The following is a 15,543-nucleotide window of genomic DNA, read 5'->3' on the forward strand; positions in this document are numbered from 1 at the left end:
CCGGCGCCGCTGTGGGCGCCGGTAAAATGTATGGTTGTTATTTGAATGTAAGGCAGCTGAAGGCGTTACCGAATGTAACGTCGATAGATAAAGCCTGTGTAAAGCGTAACCATGTTTGGTCTAACATGAAAGCGCTGTCGGCTTTGCTTGTGTCCGCGTTCCAGCTGGACGCGTCCTGCGAAACTTTAACCACCATTTCCTGTCTGGGAGAGATGAGCAAGTGCCTGTTAAAACGGCCAAAGAGGGCTATTGTTTTATCAGTATCAATGTCATTGGGGATTTGTGAGCTTACTACGTAAGGCGTATTCCAGATTGTAGGCTGCGCGCCTGTGGCGGCCGGCGGCTGCCATAAGTAATTGCCGTTGGCGTCTTTTAACTTTAACAGTTTGCTAAGACCGGTGCGGGAAAGTACCAGCACGCTGCCTGCGGCGTTAGCGTCATTAAGTTTAAAAATTAAGTTAGCAATATCGTCAAATGACACGCTGGTGCCGGCCATATCTATTTTGGCCAGGCCGTCTGTATTGTAAACGCCTTTAAAAGGGTCGCCTTTGGTTGTGTCGCCGACAAGAGCTACTCTTTCTATTTCAAGCGCCATGGCTTCGGCCACAAGTTCTGAGAGGAACTGCGTTAAGTTAACAGCGCTGTCTCTGATAAGCTCGTCTGTGCATTTAACTACCGTGGCAAGCACTTTGGCTACCTGTTCAATTTGCCCGAATGTCGGGTTGCTTATGCCTCTTATACCGTTTTCCGCTACCCAGCCTACGCTGAGGTTGGAGGTTTGCTTAGGCAGCTGTCTTTTCCATGAGCCCATGGGCATAACGTTTGCAATTTGCATAATGGGGGAAACCTCGTTCATTATGCGGGCCACATTGGCGGAAAATTCCGTCGGTACTAAATAGCCGCCGCCGCTGACTCCGCTTTCGGCTAATACTGACTTGCTGTTTTCATATAACGGCTGATTGCCTTTGGCGGCTAAAATAAAGTTTTTCATGCTGCCAAACTTTCTGCCGTACTCGCTTGTCCAGGCGGACTCGGGTTTATTTTTAGCGGAGGAGGAGAACTGCGCGAAGCGTTCTAAAACCTCTTCTGTAGTGGTGGGCATTACGGCCTTTCTTTGCGCGGGGTGAAGATTGTTTACAATATCAGCCACCATGTTTTCCGCTTTTTCTTTTGTGATACAAGAATCTATTTTACCTTCTAAAGTCTTTCTTAATTCCTTTATGGAGTGCATTATTTCGTCCATTTAAATCTCCGTAAGGTTGGACGAAAAAAGAAGACACCTTTCGCTATGGAAAAGTTGTCTTCTTAAAGTTGTTTTTAAAAATAAAAGATTCATCCAAACCTCTAAGGGGTTACCCTTATGATTTTGACGTCTCTCCGTGTTTCAGTATAGCACAGGTAAATTAATTTTGTCAAATTTTAAGACGTAAAAAGACAAAATTTATTTTTGCGCGTTACGCATTATGTTTAGGCGCATGGTTTGCAGTTTGGGGTTTTGTTTGTGGGTATTTAAATATTCTTTATTTTTTAAGTCTGTCGGGCCGGCCTCGTAGTTGTCCAGCCAGTATAAGGCCTTCGCCGCGTCGCCCTTTAAAAACGCGATGTTTGAAAGGTGAAAATAAGTGTTTTCATTAACAGGGTCCAACTTTAGAGAATAGCTAAAACGTTCCGCCGCCATATCAAAATATTTAAACGCTTCGGTATAATTGCCCGCTTTGTAAAAATCAAGCCCGCGTTTATATAACAGTTCCCCCAATGGTGGTGCAGCATTGACTCATTAGGTGAGTACCTGAATATTGTTTGGTAATCCTGGCTGGCCCTGTCAAAATCTGTTCTGTAAACATTATCCTTGTCGCCAACTTTTACGTCATAGGAAGAGGACATGTCCCAACGGTTAAGCGTAACGCTGCCGCGTGAGTGGTAAAGAGAAACCTTAACAGGATTATTTTTAATGGCGTTGGTATAAAACTCCATAGAATTCTTCCACTCCTGCCTTTGCGCAAAAAATAACGCGGCATTAGTGTAGTAATCCGACAATAAATATTTTGAGGAAATAAAAAACATTGGAAGAGAAAGCAGCATAAATAAAACGGCAAGCAAGCTTTGTGATACTCTTATAGTTTTATAATAAATATAAAAAACAACGCCTATTACACCCAGCGCCCCAATCCAAAAAGCAAACCGTAAAACCCCTCGCCCAAAATCTCTGCTTTCCACAGAGCTGCCGGCAACAAGATTTATGTCAACCAATACAATTTTTAATAAATAAATCATTATTATAAACAGCAGCCCAGCGGCAACAGCTAACACGGTTTTATTGGCGTTAAAAACCTTATCTTGAACCTCTACGTCTTCAGCGCATAACACAATTATAAGCCCTACTAGCACCGCAAGTATAAAACCTGTAGACGCCATACGCATACTGATGTCAAACATATTATGCACAAGCACCGCCGCCGCCGCGCCCATAAAACCAAATAATAAATAGGGCGGGCTTAAAGAAGATGAAAACTTTTTATACTCTGCCAATGTCTTTATCCCACGCCAAAATAAAGCAAAAATAAGCCATATAAAAATTGCCAGCCCGATAATGCCGTTGTTGGCCAATACTTCCAGAAATTCATTTTCAGCGTGCCCTGTTTCCACGTTATGCAACTTTTCCATATAAAAAATATCCGGGCGCTTATACTTGTAATATGCGTAAGCAAAACTGCCGCTGCCGTGGCCTATGACAGGGGCGTCTTTAACCATATCCAGCACAGAACCCCACGTAACCATACGGAAATTAACCGATTGCGCGCGTTTAAAGGAGAATATTACAGTAAGAGCCAGCGCCAGCGCGCAAAGCGCCAGCACGCTCCACTTGGCCGCCTTAGCGTATTTATTAGACGGAGCGAAAAAGAATGTGTATGACAGAGTGAACAAGGCGCCCACAACGCCAAAACTTACCCACGCGCCCTTAGACTCCGTAAAATACAAATTAACCAGACCAAGCACGGCAAGCACAATATATTTTTTTTCTTTTGTTCTAAGGTAATTAGCGGCAATTATGAAAAGCGATAAGACTATAAAATCAGCAAAAAAGTTGGGGTTAGCGAACGTGGCAAAAACACGTTTGCCAAACGCGCCGCGCCAAGGCATAATATCAATGCCGCTAAATACGTACAGGTCTAATGTTTGGACAATACCGTAAATAAAGCAAACCCAGACGGAAATTATAAAAAACTTATTTATTACACCAACATTCCTCTTGGCAAGGCATGTAGCCAGCAACAGCGGGAACGACCAAAACATTATATTTTTAACAAACTCTTCTACGGAGGCAAGTTTATAAGAATTAAAAAGATACGAAATACCTAGCCAAATCAAAAACACACCAAAAGGCAAAAGAGCAATAAGTTTCTCTCTGGTAAAATACTTTTTAACCGTTATGTGAAACGCGCCCCACAATACCAGCGTAAGAGCAAACGTATTTAATAAAAGCGCAGTTTTTACGGCGGAGGTATCGTATGTTCTGATGGAAAAAGAAATTGTTATAAGCAGCAGCGTAACAGCAATAACATAGCTTAAAGCATTTTGCAAAAACATGCTTTTAACATTGCTAATTTGCGGCGTTTTAACAGTTGTCTTTTTTTTCATGCTTAGGTTTTAAATAATCGTATATAGTAAAAGTTTTTAACATTTCAAGTGAGAATAACATAGACACCATAGTATACTGCAGCAACTGTGTTGCTCTCTCACTGGCAAAGGGCGTCATATAAACAAAAAAAGTAAAAACAGGTTTTAAGACGGGCAAAAAGGTAAAATCTTCATATAAAAACAACGCGAAAAAGCAATGCGCCGCGCTAAAAAACGCCGCGCGCCAGTCTTTAAGCGTGACAAAAACCGCCTGGCTTAAAAATATAATGGCAAACCCCGCGAACAAGCGGTACCCCATTATAACGTGCGGCCCCTGCGTAAATAAAAGATAAAAGTTTTTTACAAAACCTATCAAACAAAAAACCACTATTATCTTTAAATAAATATTAATGGATTTAAAATTTTTTATTAAAAGCTTCATTCTTTATCCGTCTGCAATTTTTTAAGTTCCACAGTTCTCTTAACGGCAAGCATAACAAGCTCTTCTAATATCTGCCCGTAATCTTTGCCCGCCGCGCGCCATAATTGCGGGAATAAACTTGTGTCTGACATACCTGGCAAAGTATTAATTTCAGAGAAATATATCCCGCCGTCCGCCGCAACCAAATAGTCCACACGGGCAAGGCCTACGCCTCTTAGCTCTCTAAAAAGAATATCGGAATATTGCTGCATTTTGGCTTCTGCCCCCGCGCTAACCTGCGCGGGCACTTTGACTATGCAGCCATTGGGGTCAATATATTTGGAAAAATAATCAAAAAACTCATGCCCGTTGGGTATAAGCTCGCCGCAAGGGGAAGTATTTATTTTATCCCCTCCGCCGTAAACGGCGCAAAAAATTTCCCTCGGTTTATCCACGCCTTTTTCTATCATTATGCTGGTGTCAAATTTAAAAGCGAAGTCTATTGCCTCTTTAAGTTTACTAATCTCGCTGACTTTTGTTACGCCTACAGAAGAGCCGAGGCTGACAGGTTTTACAAAAACAGGCAGGCCCAGCGCAGCGGCCTTATCCTCTAAAATCTTGTCATATTTATAGTCCGCTTCCAGGCGGATATAGGGCAATGTGGGCACCCCTGCCGTTTGCGCAACAATCTTGCTTATAACCTTATCCATACCCATGGCCGAAGTCAACACACCGCACCCAACGTAAGGCGTTTCCAGCAGGTCAAACAGGCCCTGCATTGTGCCGTCCTCACCTTTGGTACCGTGAAGTACCGGGAAAAACACGTCAACATGCAGCGGTTTGCCGTCTATGGTTTGTAAAGGGTATTCCTTACCCAGTACAGGCGTTACCTGCAGGTCGCCCGCAGCAGGAGTGCCGCAGCTTTGCTGTAAAAACCATTTGCCTTGCTTATCTATATAAATGTGCAGTACGTTAAATTTTTTAGCAAGCAACTTGCATACGTCACCGGCGGAGTGTATGGACACCTCATGCTCCACACTTTTGCCGCCGTATAAAACCGCTATAGTTAAATTGTTCATATTTTCCTCTAACAAATAAAAGCCTGACGTAATACATCAGGCTTTATCTTAAATATAAAAATAATTAATCTTCCTTAAGTAAAGACCACTTCATACGCCCAAAAAATGTTTGAGTGTCTTCAAGAAAATCTTTTTTACCGCCGTATTCATCGCCTAAAGCGGCTGCCTTTGCGCGGGTTGGGGCGGCGCGTTTGGCAGGGTCCGGGTATTTAAGATCCGTTGACGCCGGCGCGGCGGGGGCCTCTTTAACCGGCACTATTTCCTCGGGCGCGGCTTTGCTGAGCTCTACAGAAGGCTCGGCCTTTTTAGCGGGCTTTTTTAAATTTTTATTTTCACTATCTAAAACTTCTATTTTCTTTTTTAAACTTTCTATTACGCCGTCATTATCCTGTATTTTTTGCATTAAGGATTTAAATGTGTCATCCACACGCTTTTTCTCTGCCGAGTCTGCGGCGGAAGAGGCCGATGACGCGGCGGTTAAACGCACGGCGATATCGTCACGCTCTTTTTGCACTTCAAGTATTTTGGCGTTAAGCGCGGTAATTTTATCATTAGCTTCCTGCGTAATGGCGCGTATTTTTTGCGCGGCGTTTTTGGCTATTTCAAATTCTTTTTGCTTAAGAGCGGCCGCCGCTTCGTCCTCTTTTTGTTTAAGCTTGCTGCTGGCGGACTCTTCTATAGCTTTTATTTTGCCGGTAAGTTCGAGATTGGCCTCACTGGCAACTTCTGTTTTTACTTTGGCAAGGGCTTCCTCGTTAGCTTTTGTCAGCGCTTCAAGGTCTTTTTTAAATTGTTCTATCTGCCGGTTCTTTTCTTCCAGCTGTGTTTGCAGGGCGGCACTTTCTTCCTGCGCGGCTTGCAAGCGGGTGTTTTCAAGTTTAAGGCCTTCTATTTCCTCAACCTGCTTCATACACAGCGCCGACATTTCCTGCAGCTGTGTTTCCAACTTGCTTACTTTTTGCTGGTAGTGGTTTTTAATAGAAATTATGCGCCCTTCAAAGTCGAATGATTTAAAGCGCTCTTCCGCCTTAGTCAGCTGGTCGCGCAGGGATAAAATTTCTTTAGCCTGCTCGGCCGATTTTCTAAGGGCTTCTATCTTTTCGTCCTGCACGCGCTTAAATTCTTTTTCCAACGCGCTGTTAACCGCTTTAAGACGGGATGTTTTCTCTTTAAGGCTGGCTATAAAGCGTTCTTTTTCTTCTTTATCAATTTTATGCTGGGCAAGCTCCTGCTTTTGCGTATTGGCAAGCTGGGACTGTATTTCCAGGTCTTCTCTCTGCTTTTCTATAATGTTTTGCTTGGTTACGCTGTCTTCTTTAGCGTCAAAAAGTTCTTTGGAATATCTTTCCACTTCCTGGTGCGCACGGTAAAGCTGCTCAGCGCCAAATTTGCTGGCTTGGTCTATGGGAGCGCCGTAGTAATAGCCCTGACCGTAAATTTCCGTGGGCGGCATGAACGCTGTGCGCTGCGGTTGCTGCTGCGCGCGGTTTAAACGGTCAACACTTTCTTTAAGGTTGGCTATTGTTGCAGAGATATTATTAAAAAATTCGTCTTTAGATTTGGAGTTTTCATTCTCCGCTTTAGACTTGGCCAGTTCGTCCATAAGCTGGTCGCGGTCTTTAATGGAAGATTCAAACTTTTGTTCAAGTTCTGATATTTTTTCTTCCAGTTTTTTGAAAGACTGGTCTTTTTCTTCAGGTTTAGCCGAAGGTGTTTTGGGCTCTATAGTATTATAAAAATTGCTTTTACCGGAGGCAAAAGCGCGCTCCAGTTCTGAATTTTCTTTTTCAAATTGGTCTAAAAACTGTGATATGTCAGACGGTAAATTCTCGTTATTTTCCAAATCCATTGATTATCCTTAAAAACCCGTAATTTCTTACTTATAATTAAACTTAAAATTCCGCCTGTTGTCAACGGTAATTACAGATATTTTTTTACTTCAGCGGCCAAATAAAATGAACCTGTAAACACTACCGTTTTACCAAGCTTGCCCGACAGAGCCATTTTAATCACTTTTTTAAGCGGTATAATTTGTGTTTTAGCCACACCGTAATCCGCCGCTGTTGCCGCGCGCTGCGCGGCTAACTGCGTTAAATAAATTTTTTGTTTTTTTAAAACACCAAGCATACCTTTAACATCTTTATCTTTCATAGCGGCAAACACTATCGCGCAGTCTTTGTATCCTGAAAGATTTTTACGCAGGTTTTGTATTGCGTCCGGGTTATGGGCGCCGTCCAGTATCAGAGTAATGCCGTTATGCTTTATTATTTCAAACCTGGCCGGTATTTTTACATTTAACTTTGACGGGCTTTTTTCCCCTAACAACGCGGCCGCTTCTATAGCAAGCGCGGCGTTAAAAGCTTGCGCTTCGCCAAGTAATGAAACAGTATAGTTTTTATTTTTATATTTGAAAGTTGTCGATAATGTTTTATAAGAAACTTTAATATTTGAAGGCTGCGCGTATACAAGCTTGCTTTTATTTTTTTTAGCCACCGTCTCTATTACAGATTTGGGCGCCCCGGGCAGCTTGCCGCACACGCATGGCACGCCGGGCTTTATAATGCCCGCTTTATTTGCCGCTACCTTACGTAAAGTACCGCCTAAAACGTCTTTATGGTCTAAACCTACGCTTGTTATTATTGATACTGCGGGGGTTACGACATTGGTAGCGTCCATAGTGCCGCCAAGGCCTGCCTCTATCACAGCGTAGTCAACTTTATTTTTGGCGAAGTAGTAGAAAGCGGCGGCCGAAAGCACCTCAAAATAGTTAAGCGCCGCGTCCTCCGCCGCCAATACCTTTTTTACAGCCGCGCACATTGAGCGGGCGGAAATATTTTTACCGTTTATTTGTATTCTTTCTAAAGGTGAAATTATATGCGGCGACGTGTAAAGCCCAACTTTGTAGCCGGCTTTTTGCAATATAAGCGCAAGTGTTGCCGCCGTACTGCCTTTGCCGTTGGTACCTGTTATATGAATAGTTTTTATTTTACTGTGCGGGTTTTTAAGCGCGAAAAGAGCAGTATTTAACGCATTAAAATTCTGCTCTTTTTTTATGGTTAAGTGTCTTTTAAGTATTTTGTTATGTAAAGCGTTAAACATTTTCTTCTTGGGTTCTGGGGTTAAAACGTTTAATATTGGCGCCTAAATGGGTAAGCTTAGCCTCTACATTTTCGTAACCTCTGTCCACGTGGTAAATACGGTCAACCACGCTTTCGCCATCGGCGCAGAGCGCGGCCAAAATAAGCGCCATACCGCCCCTGAGGTCAGACGCCATCACACTGGCGCCCGAAAACTTTTCCACGCCTTTTATTTTAGCCATAGTTTTTTCTATAGTAATATTTGCGCCCATACGCACAAGCTCGGGCGCGTGCATGTAGCGGTTTTCAAAAATATCTTCCGTAATATCGCTGGAGCCGTCTGCCAGGCAAAGCAATGTCATATACGGCGCCTGTAAATCGGTAGCAAAACCGGGGTAGGGCATAGTCCTGATGCCAACTGGTTTTATTTTACCGTCTTTAGGCGGGCGCACGTGCACAAAATCCCCCCCAACTGTAAGATCAAAGCCGGCTTCTCTTAAGTTTTCTATTAAAATGTCATTATGCGTGGGCACACAGTTTTTTACCAGAACATCACCCTTTGTAGCGGCGGCGGCTATAATATAAGTGCCGGACTCTATGCGGTCAGCCACTACGGTATGGTTCATACCGCTAATAGAGTCTTTGCCGTTAATAACTATGCTGCCTTTGGCGTTTATGCTGATGTCCGCGCCCATAGATTTAAGAGCATTAATCAGGTCGTCCACTTCAGGTTCCTGCGCGGCGTTTTCTATAACTGTTTTACCGGGCACTAAAGAGGCGCACATCATAAGGTTGATTGTTGCGCCAACACTGGGGAACCTAAGCACTATTTTAGCGGGGTTAAGCTTGGCGGCTTTAATTAAAATATCGCCCTTTTCGGTAGCGCAAACGGCGCCCATTTTTTCAAACCCTTTAAGGTGAATATCCACGGGGCGCACGCCTATGGCGCAGCCGCCGGGCAAGGGGATTTGCGCGTGTTTTAGGCGGGCAAGCAGCGGCCCCGCCACCCAAAAGCTGGCGCGCATCTGCTTAACTAATTCATATGGTAAAGAGGAGTGCAGCGGGCCGTTGCTTTTGATTGTTGCCGTACCGTTTTCGTAAGTTACCTCTTTGCCAAGTTCTTTTAAAAGTTTAAATGTTGTGCGTACATCTCTAAGATTTGGCACACGGCGCAGTACGCAAGTGTCGTCTGTAAGCAGGGTGGCCATGAGTATTGGGAGCGAAGCGTTTTTAGAGCCGCTTATTTCTACGGTTCCTTTTAAAGCGGTGGGGCCTTTAATGATAAATTGGTCCATAACAATATCCTTTTAATTAATAAAATTTTGTGTTCTGAAAGCGAAAAATCAGGTATACTAAGAGTATATAAAATAAATCTGCACAATTATTAAAGAGGTTACCGTTATGAATAAAAAAGGTTTTACGTTAACTGAAATAGTGGTGGTAGTGCTTATTATAGGCATACTGGCCGCTGTGGCGACGCCTACTTACCTGGCTTCTGTAGAAAAATCAAAATACTCCTCAATAGTAAGCATGGTGCGCGGCATACAGGATTCTGTAAAAAGATGCACCGTGGAATCAGGCAACAATATGTCGGCAACAAACTGCACATTTGATAAACTTGATATACAGGTAAGAGACGCCGACGGAAACAGAGTAACACAGGCCAGGCTTGATAAAACTTCAATCTCATCAGGCATAATGCTGGATAATAATTTTTATATATCATATGTCTCTGGCAAATATCCCGCGATAACAATATCAAGAGAGCCATACAAGGACGCTAATTTCTACGCCTTTACCATAGACCATACCGGCAAATGCGGCATAAGCGCTCTTACAACAAGCACAAAGGCCGTGGACATGCTTAACAGCTTGGGGCTGCCGCAAGTAAAAGCGATATCCGGGTATGTAAACTTTGAAAGGTGTTATATATAAATTATAGTTTGTAAAAATAAAAAGCCCCGCCAGTTGGCGGGGCTTTTGCTAACGCAAAAGCAAATTTTAAATATTTTGACTTCATCAAAATAACAACTTTTAAAATTTTTACCAATTAATACGCCCCGCCAGTTGGCGGGGCTTTTGCTAACGCAAAAGCAAATTTTAAATATTTTGACTTCATCAAAATAACAACTTTTAAAATTTTTACCAATTAATACGCCCCGCCAGTTGGCGGGGCTTTTTGCCATTAAAATTATAAAAGCTCAGCTGAGTCCGGCGGGATTATTTTGCCAAAGCCCATGCCGACGTCTTTTTTATAAAGCCCGCCGCGCATAGTGTCCGTAATAAACTTTGTGTTGGCGGCGTTAAATACGGGGAAATACGCGTCGTCTGATCCGCCGGAAATTATGCCTATTAAATGCCCGCCAAAATCAAACACGCCGCCGCCCGAATACCCTTTACCCGGTGCAAAACCCTTGATATTGCCTATGCCGTTAGTATTACGGAAGTACGCCTTGGCCGCTACCGCGCAAGAAGGCACAACTGTGCCGGTGGAAATATCCGCCACGGAAAATGTGCTGGTCATTTCATAATTATTTCTGTCAAATTCAAGTATGGTTACGGGCTTGTCATACTTCATGGCTTTGTTCCACTTCACCTGCACGTCACGCTCGTTACGCAGCGCCAAAGAAAATTCATCGGTGCGCATTTCCTGGTTTTCTGTCCTTTCGTAATAGGTAAAAGAATCCGAGTCAGGGTTAATTCTGACAAGCGCCAGGTCGCCGTAGGCGCTGAACCTTTTGTGCACAAAATCAGGGTCCACAAACACTCTTGGTGCGTCTTTGGTATGATTTACTGTTATTCTGGCGCCGGGGTTGGTGTTAATCATGTCAACCAAAACAACACAATCTTTATTTTTACACCTGTCGGCCACGCAGTGGGCGGAAGTTAACAACCAGTATTTGTTTAATCTTACGGAGTGGCAGCTGTAGCCAAATTTATCGTGCTTATCGCTCTTTACCTGTATGGCATAGGTATTGTCAAAAAAAGCGGCGTTTTGGCACTGCGCCGCCGCGGGTATGGCAGCTAGAACAAAAAGGATAGAGGCAAGAAGTTTTTTCATAAAGTCTCCGCTACGGGATTAGTTTGCCGAGGGGTGCCAGGAATCGCTGTCTCTTATATTGATAACAAGGCCCGCCACCAGCATGTCTAAAGCGTCTATGGCCTGCGGCTTATCTATATTGGCTGTAAACGCGTTAAATATTGTGTTATGACTTTTTAAATAACCCTTAGAGTCCAGCACGCCGTTAATTGCGTAACTTGCGCGCAGCATGCCCCACATATGCCCAAAAAACTTTCTAAGCACTGCTTTGCCCGTGGAAACCTCTTCAAACCCGGCAAGCTTGTCGCCCCTGCTGTCCAAAAGTGACCAACTGCGTTTTAAAGCGAATTTTTTACGTTCTAAAGTTAAAGTTTCTTTTGTATGGGCGTAATAAATAGTATAAATTTCCCTCTTAATACCATACCCCTTTTGTAAAACATAGACGGATTTTTTGCCGTTTTTATTATACAGCGTAAACTCCCTAAGAGAAACTAAAGATATTATCAAACCAAGCGCGAATATAAAAAACCCGATAGCCAAAATAAGAGAGGAAACAGAGTATGACGTAGTATAGTGAAACTGGTGCATTTTTACAAGGCCGAACGTCTCGTTAAAGCTGACGGCGCACATAAAACTGACGCACACCATTATAAATATAGCCCCTATAAACTCAAACGTAGTACCCCACCTTGTATTAAAAGAAATAAACGTGTTGCCCTGGTTATCACGCGCGCTGTGTATTAAAGAAGGCGTACCGTACAACCTTTTAAATTTAATAGGATACGCGGACGCCGGGTTAGCGGTAATTTCAGGCGCTCCCCCTTTAATAAAAAACTTTAATATAAGTGAGGCAAAAAATACAAAAACATACAGAGCGAAAAGTAATACGACAATGTCAAAAAGTCTGCCAAGCTCCCTTATAACAGGCGGCATGTTTTTGCTTACAAACGTAAAATTTTTATTAGCGGCTAAAGTTCTTTTAATTTTGGCCAACGCGCTTAAAGCGGGTTCTTTTTTAACAACTTCTTTTTTGGGTTCTTCTACCACAGCCACTTTAAAATCTTTTATTGTGGGCAGGATATCGGCATGTTCAACCTGCGGCAGGGAGTAGGTGTCGTATGTCTTAGCAGCCGCCCCGGCTTTGGGTGAAATAAAAGAAAAAAACAAGTCAGCCTCGGCGTAAGTAACGTTTTGTGCAAGTACTGAGTAGGCGCGTTTATTTATAAGAAAATAACCCGCGCTAAAATCTGTCTTAGGCGTGGAAAAGCTGATGTACATAAGCGGCTCGCCGGTGGCAAACTCTACCCTCTTAATATCTTCACCGGTGTAAGAGTTGCCAAGCACCTTCATTTTTCTGTTTCTTACGTCCAGCAGGTCATCGTTTACTTTTTGTTCAACACAGGCTTCTTTGTCGCAGTCTGATAAAAATTTAAATTCTATTTTGCTGCCGCCTTTAGATAATGAAAGAACGGAATTTTCCGCATTAGCAGCCGTTGCCGCCCAGCCGCTTGGCATATCCATGGAAAACTGCCCGTCGGATGACGTAAAAACCGCCGCGTTTAAGACAGCGGGCAAAGCTAAAATAATAATATTTAAAATGATTTTTCTATACATACTATTCATAATCACATTATATATAATAATATTGTTTTTAAGATTGGCTTTTTTTGTTAAAATGTATCTATGGCAATAAATATAATTAAACAATACAGTGTTTTTCTTATCAACCAACCCGGCGCGTTACACTCTTTTTCCAATTTATTCTTAAAAGAAAATGTTAACATTATAGCCATATCCCAGGACGTGCGCTACGACGCGGCCGTAGTAAGAATAGCTATAGACAGCGACTCAGAATCCGTCAGCCACGCCATAACCAAAGCGGGCTTTACCAGTGTTAAAACGGACGCCATCTGCCTGGACGCCCCCAACAGAGTGGGCCTAATATCCGATATTACAGAAATTTTGGGTAAACAAGGCATAAACATATCGGCAGTATACGGGTCAATTTCCAATACGGAATCATCGCGCCTTATAATTGTGGTTAACGATATAGCTAAGGCAGTAGACGTGCTTGCCCAGTCCGGCATGGTGTAAAAAATTTTACGCTTAAATAAAAAGCCCCGTTTTTACGGGACTTTTTATTTTTCTAAAGAGGGTGACGGTTTAAAGCGGATTTTGGTTTTTTCGGGCACATCAACACGCTGTAAAGTTTTGGGGTTATGGCGAACGGAAGCCTTTACCTTAACACGTTTAAATGTGCCAAAGTTGCTTATGGTAACCTTGCCGTCGCGCTCAACACCCGCCTTTATAATATCAAACAATTTATCTACAGTTGTTTTGGCCTGGCGTTTATCAAGCAAATGCTTGGCAAGTTCGTTAACAATATCTTCTTTCTTCATAACAATATTCTATCAAAAAAATTAGTACTGTTACGCTCATAAAATGCCGTTATAAGTGTAGTTATAGAAGAAAATTTTCACAGGGGTTTGAGCGGATTTTCTTTTTTCTTCGCGCGAACAAGTACTTAAAAGCGAAGCGTACGGTGAGTGCGAAGAAAAAAGAAAATCCGCCAAAATCCGAAGAAAATTTAAACCGCCGATGAAACCTAAGCGAACGCAGAGAGCGATATAGTTGGGACGCAAGGCGCAAAAAAAGCCCCTCACAAGAGGGGTTTTTTTATTTAAAATCCTAAAGCTTTTAGCAGAACGTCTGGCTTTACGCCTTTGGTAAGTATTTGCCACACAGCGTCTAATATAGGGGTGCAGAGATTGTTTTTTCTGGCTATATTATGCACGCTGTTAACAGAATCCGCACCCTCAGCAATGGTGCCTACCTGCGCTCTGGCGTCGTCAAGGCTTAGGCCCTGGCCAAGCTTTTCGCCCAGGCGCCTGTTACGTGAAATTTGTGACATACCCGTTAAAATAGCGTCGCCAAGGCCGGAAAGGTTATACACACTTTCCATTTTGCCGCCCTGTGAAACAGTGATGGCAACCATCTCCTGCATGGCCTGCGTAATAAGAGCGGCCCTTGTGTTGGCGCCGTCGCCAATGCCTTCTAAAATACCGCAGCCTATGGCAACTACGTTTTTAATAGCGCCGCCGTACTCAACGCCGCGCCTGTCGCCGGATTCTATAGTGGCTATAGCGCCGCCGTTAAATACCTGAGCGGTTTCTTTTACCAGTTCGGCATTGGGGCCAGCAACTAAAATTTTGGTGGGAATGCCTTTTGCTACTTCTAAGGCAAAGCTGGGGCCGCTAAACGCCATGGCGTGACCCTTAAGGTGTGGCAGTTCTTCTTCTATAACTTCGCAAACTGTGTTAAATGTGCCGTCTTCTATACCTTTAGACGCGCTGACAACGGGCAGTACTTTACCGCCTATAAGCGGTTTAAGCTCTTTACAAAAGTTTCTTACGCTTTTGGACGATATTACAAATACCAGCATGTCAGTGTTTTCCACAGCCTCGGCCACTGTGCGTTTAAGCGTTATGTTGCCGTGCAGCTTAAAGTTTTCTATATTAGGGTGCTGCCTGGTGGTGTTAAGAATATCAAAAAGTTTTTCGGAATATTCCCAAAGTGAAATATTGTAGCCTTTATCAGCCAGATGCTGGGCTATAACGCTGCCCCACACACCCGCGCCAAATACTGTAATATTATTTATTTTCATGTTGTTCTTTTCTTTTTTTAGAGCCGTCTTCAAAATTAAGTTCTTTTTTAGCAAGCAACCGTTTCATATTAGGCACGTGTTTATATATTACAACAGCGGCTATAATGGCTGTAACTATGTTAACAGCTAAAGGCTGGTCGCCTATAAAAAACGCGGCTATGGGCAGTATGGCGGCGGCAGATATAGAACCTACAGAAATATGCCCGCTTAACCATACGGCAAAAGCAAATACCGCAAAAGCTATTATTGTGGGTATGGGCAGCAAAGCGCCAAATACGCCGGCGGCCGTTGCCACGCCTTTACCGCCGCGGAATTTAAGATAAATCGTCCACATATGGCCGGCTATGGCTATGGTACCGCAAATTATAGCGAAAATATAATTGCCAGGGAAAACTATTAAGGCAAGTTTAACGCAGATAAAACCTTTAAGAGCGTCCGTAATAAATGTGGCCCAGCCGGCTTTTGCGCCAACGGTGCGGTAAACGTTTGCCGCGCCGGGGTTGCCGGAACCATGCTCTCTTATATCAATGCCCATGACTTTACGTGAGATTAAGTACCCTGTGGGGATACCGCCAAGCAAATAACTTAAAACTGCAAGTCCAACCATTGTTATAATCTGTGTGTTCATATAATTATTATATTAA

Annotated in this window: 15 protein-coding genes; 2 read left to right on the forward strand and 13 right to left on the reverse strand. The window is 43.2% G+C overall.

Going from position 1 to position 15,543, the window contains the following annotated elements; all coding sequences use genetic code 11:
• Nucleotides 1-37: 37 nt before the first annotated feature.
• The 8 genes from AAIR98_RS08020 to murA form a co-directional block, all read right to left on the reverse strand.
• Nucleotides 38-1,243 (reverse strand): phage major capsid protein, encoded by a 1,206-nt coding sequence (locus AAIR98_RS08020; protein ID WP_423971671.1) that lies wholly within the window; start codon nt 1,241-1,243, stop codon nt 38-40.
• Between the two features lie 198 nt (nt 1,244-1,441).
• Entirely contained in the window at nt 1,442-1,678 is a 237-nt protein-coding gene (locus tag AAIR98_RS08025) for a hypothetical protein (RefSeq protein WP_423971672.1), read from the reverse strand.
• On the reverse strand, nt 1,648-3,639 hold the full coding sequence (locus AAIR98_RS08030) for an O-antigen ligase family protein (RefSeq protein ID WP_423971673.1): 1,992 nt from the start codon (nt 3,637-3,639) through the stop codon (nt 1,648-1,650). Before AAIR98_RS08030 ends, AAIR98_RS08025 begins: the two co-directional genes overlap by 31 nt.
• Complete coding sequence (locus tag AAIR98_RS08035; RefSeq protein ID WP_423971674.1) at nt 3,617-4,060, reverse strand: hypothetical protein; 444 nt, start codon at nt 4,058-4,060, stop codon at nt 3,617-3,619. The genes AAIR98_RS08030 and AAIR98_RS08035 overlap by 23 nt, the downstream gene beginning before the upstream one ends.
• Nucleotides 4,057-5,118, reverse strand: a complete 1,062-nt coding sequence (locus tag AAIR98_RS08040) for a D-alanine--D-alanine ligase family protein (protein WP_423971675.1) — start codon at nt 5,116-5,118, stop codon at nt 4,057-4,059. The genes AAIR98_RS08035 and AAIR98_RS08040 overlap by 4 nt, the downstream gene beginning before the upstream one ends.
• Before the next feature lie 64 nt (nt 5,119-5,182).
• Nucleotides 5,183-6,967, reverse strand: a complete 1,785-nt coding sequence (locus AAIR98_RS08045) for a hypothetical protein (RefSeq protein ID WP_423971676.1) — start codon at nt 6,965-6,967, stop codon at nt 5,183-5,185.
• A gap of 71 nt (nt 6,968-7,038) precedes the next feature.
• Nucleotides 7,039-8,217: a bifunctional folylpolyglutamate synthase/dihydrofolate synthase gene (locus AAIR98_RS08050; protein ID WP_423971677.1), complete on the reverse strand. Its 1,179-nt coding sequence runs from the start codon at nt 8,215-8,217 to the stop codon at nt 7,039-7,041.
• Nucleotides 8,210-9,490, reverse strand: coding sequence for a UDP-N-acetylglucosamine 1-carboxyvinyltransferase (murA, locus tag AAIR98_RS08055; RefSeq protein WP_423971678.1), 1,281 nt, complete (start codon nt 9,488-9,490; stop codon nt 8,210-8,212). Before murA ends, AAIR98_RS08050 begins: the two co-directional genes overlap by 8 nt.
• A gap of 106 nt (nt 9,491-9,596) precedes the next feature.
• Between murA and AAIR98_RS08060 the strand changes: the two genes are divergently transcribed.
• A complete protein-coding gene (locus AAIR98_RS08060; RefSeq protein WP_423971679.1) occupies nt 9,597-10,130 on the forward strand; it encodes a prepilin-type N-terminal cleavage/methylation domain-containing protein in 534 nt (177 codons plus the stop codon).
• 256 nt (nt 10,131-10,386) lie between these two features.
• On the opposite strand, the gene AAIR98_RS08065 is transcribed toward AAIR98_RS08060, so the two are convergent.
• Both AAIR98_RS08065 and AAIR98_RS08070 read right to left on the reverse strand, forming a co-directional pair.
• The gene (locus AAIR98_RS08065; RefSeq protein WP_423971680.1) at nt 10,387-11,256 is read right to left on the reverse strand and encodes a S1 family peptidase; all 870 of its coding nucleotides are present in this window, start codon (nt 11,254-11,256) and stop codon (nt 10,387-10,389) included.
• 18 nt (nt 11,257-11,274) lie between these two features.
• On the reverse strand, nt 11,275-12,858 hold the full coding sequence (locus AAIR98_RS08070; RefSeq protein ID WP_423971681.1) for a hypothetical protein: 1,584 nt from the start codon (nt 12,856-12,858) through the stop codon (nt 11,275-11,277).
• Nucleotides 12,859-12,918: 60 nt separating this feature from the next.
• Here AAIR98_RS08070 and AAIR98_RS08075 point away from each other — a divergent pair, with 60 nt between their 5' ends.
• Nucleotides 12,919-13,329, forward strand: coding sequence for an ACT domain-containing protein (locus AAIR98_RS08075; protein ID WP_423971682.1), 411 nt, complete (start codon nt 12,919-12,921; stop codon nt 13,327-13,329).
• 44 nt (nt 13,330-13,373) lie between these two features.
• On the opposite strand, the gene AAIR98_RS08080 is transcribed toward AAIR98_RS08075, so the two are convergent.
• From AAIR98_RS08080 to plsY, 3 genes are all read right to left on the reverse strand, one after another.
• The gene (locus AAIR98_RS08080) at nt 13,374-13,634 is read right to left on the reverse strand and encodes an HU family DNA-binding protein (RefSeq protein ID WP_423971683.1); all 261 of its coding nucleotides are present in this window, start codon (nt 13,632-13,634) and stop codon (nt 13,374-13,376) included.
• Between the two features lie 281 nt (nt 13,635-13,915).
• Nucleotides 13,916-14,899, reverse strand: a complete 984-nt coding sequence (locus tag AAIR98_RS08085) for an NAD(P)H-dependent glycerol-3-phosphate dehydrogenase (protein WP_423971684.1) — start codon at nt 14,897-14,899, stop codon at nt 13,916-13,918.
• On the reverse strand, nt 14,886-15,527 hold the full coding sequence (gene plsY, locus AAIR98_RS08090; protein ID WP_423971685.1) for a glycerol-3-phosphate 1-O-acyltransferase PlsY: 642 nt from the start codon (nt 15,525-15,527) through the stop codon (nt 14,886-14,888). The genes AAIR98_RS08085 and plsY overlap by 14 nt, the downstream gene beginning before the upstream one ends.
• Nucleotides 15,528-15,543 lie beyond the last annotated feature (16 nt).

Origin of the sequence: Elusimicrobium simillimum, from assembly GCF_049639735.1 — a bacterium.
In the GTDB taxonomy this organism is placed as follows: Bacteria; Elusimicrobiota; Elusimicrobia; order Elusimicrobiales; family Elusimicrobiaceae; genus Elusimicrobium; species Elusimicrobium simillimum.

Excerpts from the sequence above, each read along its gene's own strand:
- AAIR98_RS08020 (WP_423971671.1), bottom strand. The coding sequence starts at position 1,243 with ATGGACGAAATAATGCACTCCATAAAGGAATTAAGAAAGACTTTAGAA.
- AAIR98_RS08025 (WP_423971672.1), bottom strand. The coding sequence starts at position 1,678 with ATGGCGGCGGAACGTTTTAGCTATTCTCTAAAGTTGGACCCTGTTAAT.
- AAIR98_RS08030 (WP_423971673.1), bottom strand. The coding sequence starts at position 3,639 with ATGAAAAAAAAGACAACTGTTAAAACGCCGCAAATTAGCAATGTTAAA.
- AAIR98_RS08035 (WP_423971674.1), bottom strand. The coding sequence starts at position 4,060 with ATGAAGCTTTTAATAAAAAATTTTAAATCCATTAATATTTATTTAAAG.
- AAIR98_RS08040 (WP_423971675.1), bottom strand. The coding sequence starts at position 5,118 with ATGAACAATTTAACTATAGCGGTTTTATACGGCGGCAAAAGTGTGGAG.
- AAIR98_RS08045 (WP_423971676.1), bottom strand. The coding sequence starts at position 6,967 with ATGGATTTGGAAAATAACGAGAATTTACCGTCTGACATATCACAGTTT.
- AAIR98_RS08050 (WP_423971677.1), bottom strand. The coding sequence starts at position 8,217 with ATGTTTAACGCTTTACATAACAAAATACTTAAAAGACACTTAACCATA.
- murA (WP_423971678.1), bottom strand. The coding sequence starts at position 9,490 with ATGGACCAATTTATCATTAAAGGCCCCACCGCTTTAAAAGGAACCGTA.
- AAIR98_RS08060 (WP_423971679.1), top strand. The coding sequence starts at position 9,597 with ATGAATAAAAAAGGTTTTACGTTAACTGAAATAGTGGTGGTAGTGCTT.
- AAIR98_RS08065 (WP_423971680.1), bottom strand. The coding sequence starts at position 11,256 with ATGAAAAAACTTCTTGCCTCTATCCTTTTTGTTCTAGCTGCCATACCC.
- AAIR98_RS08070 (WP_423971681.1), bottom strand. The coding sequence starts at position 12,858 with ATGAATAGTATGTATAGAAAAATCATTTTAAATATTATTATTTTAGCT.
- AAIR98_RS08075 (WP_423971682.1), top strand. The coding sequence starts at position 12,919 with ATGGCAATAAATATAATTAAACAATACAGTGTTTTTCTTATCAACCAA.
- AAIR98_RS08080 (WP_423971683.1), bottom strand. The coding sequence starts at position 13,634 with ATGAAGAAAGAAGATATTGTTAACGAACTTGCCAAGCATTTGCTTGAT.
- AAIR98_RS08085 (WP_423971684.1), bottom strand. The coding sequence starts at position 14,899 with ATGAAAATAAATAATATTACAGTATTTGGCGCGGGTGTGTGGGGCAGC.
- plsY (WP_423971685.1), bottom strand. The coding sequence starts at position 15,527 with ATGAACACACAGATTATAACAATGGTTGGACTTGCAGTTTTAAGTTAT.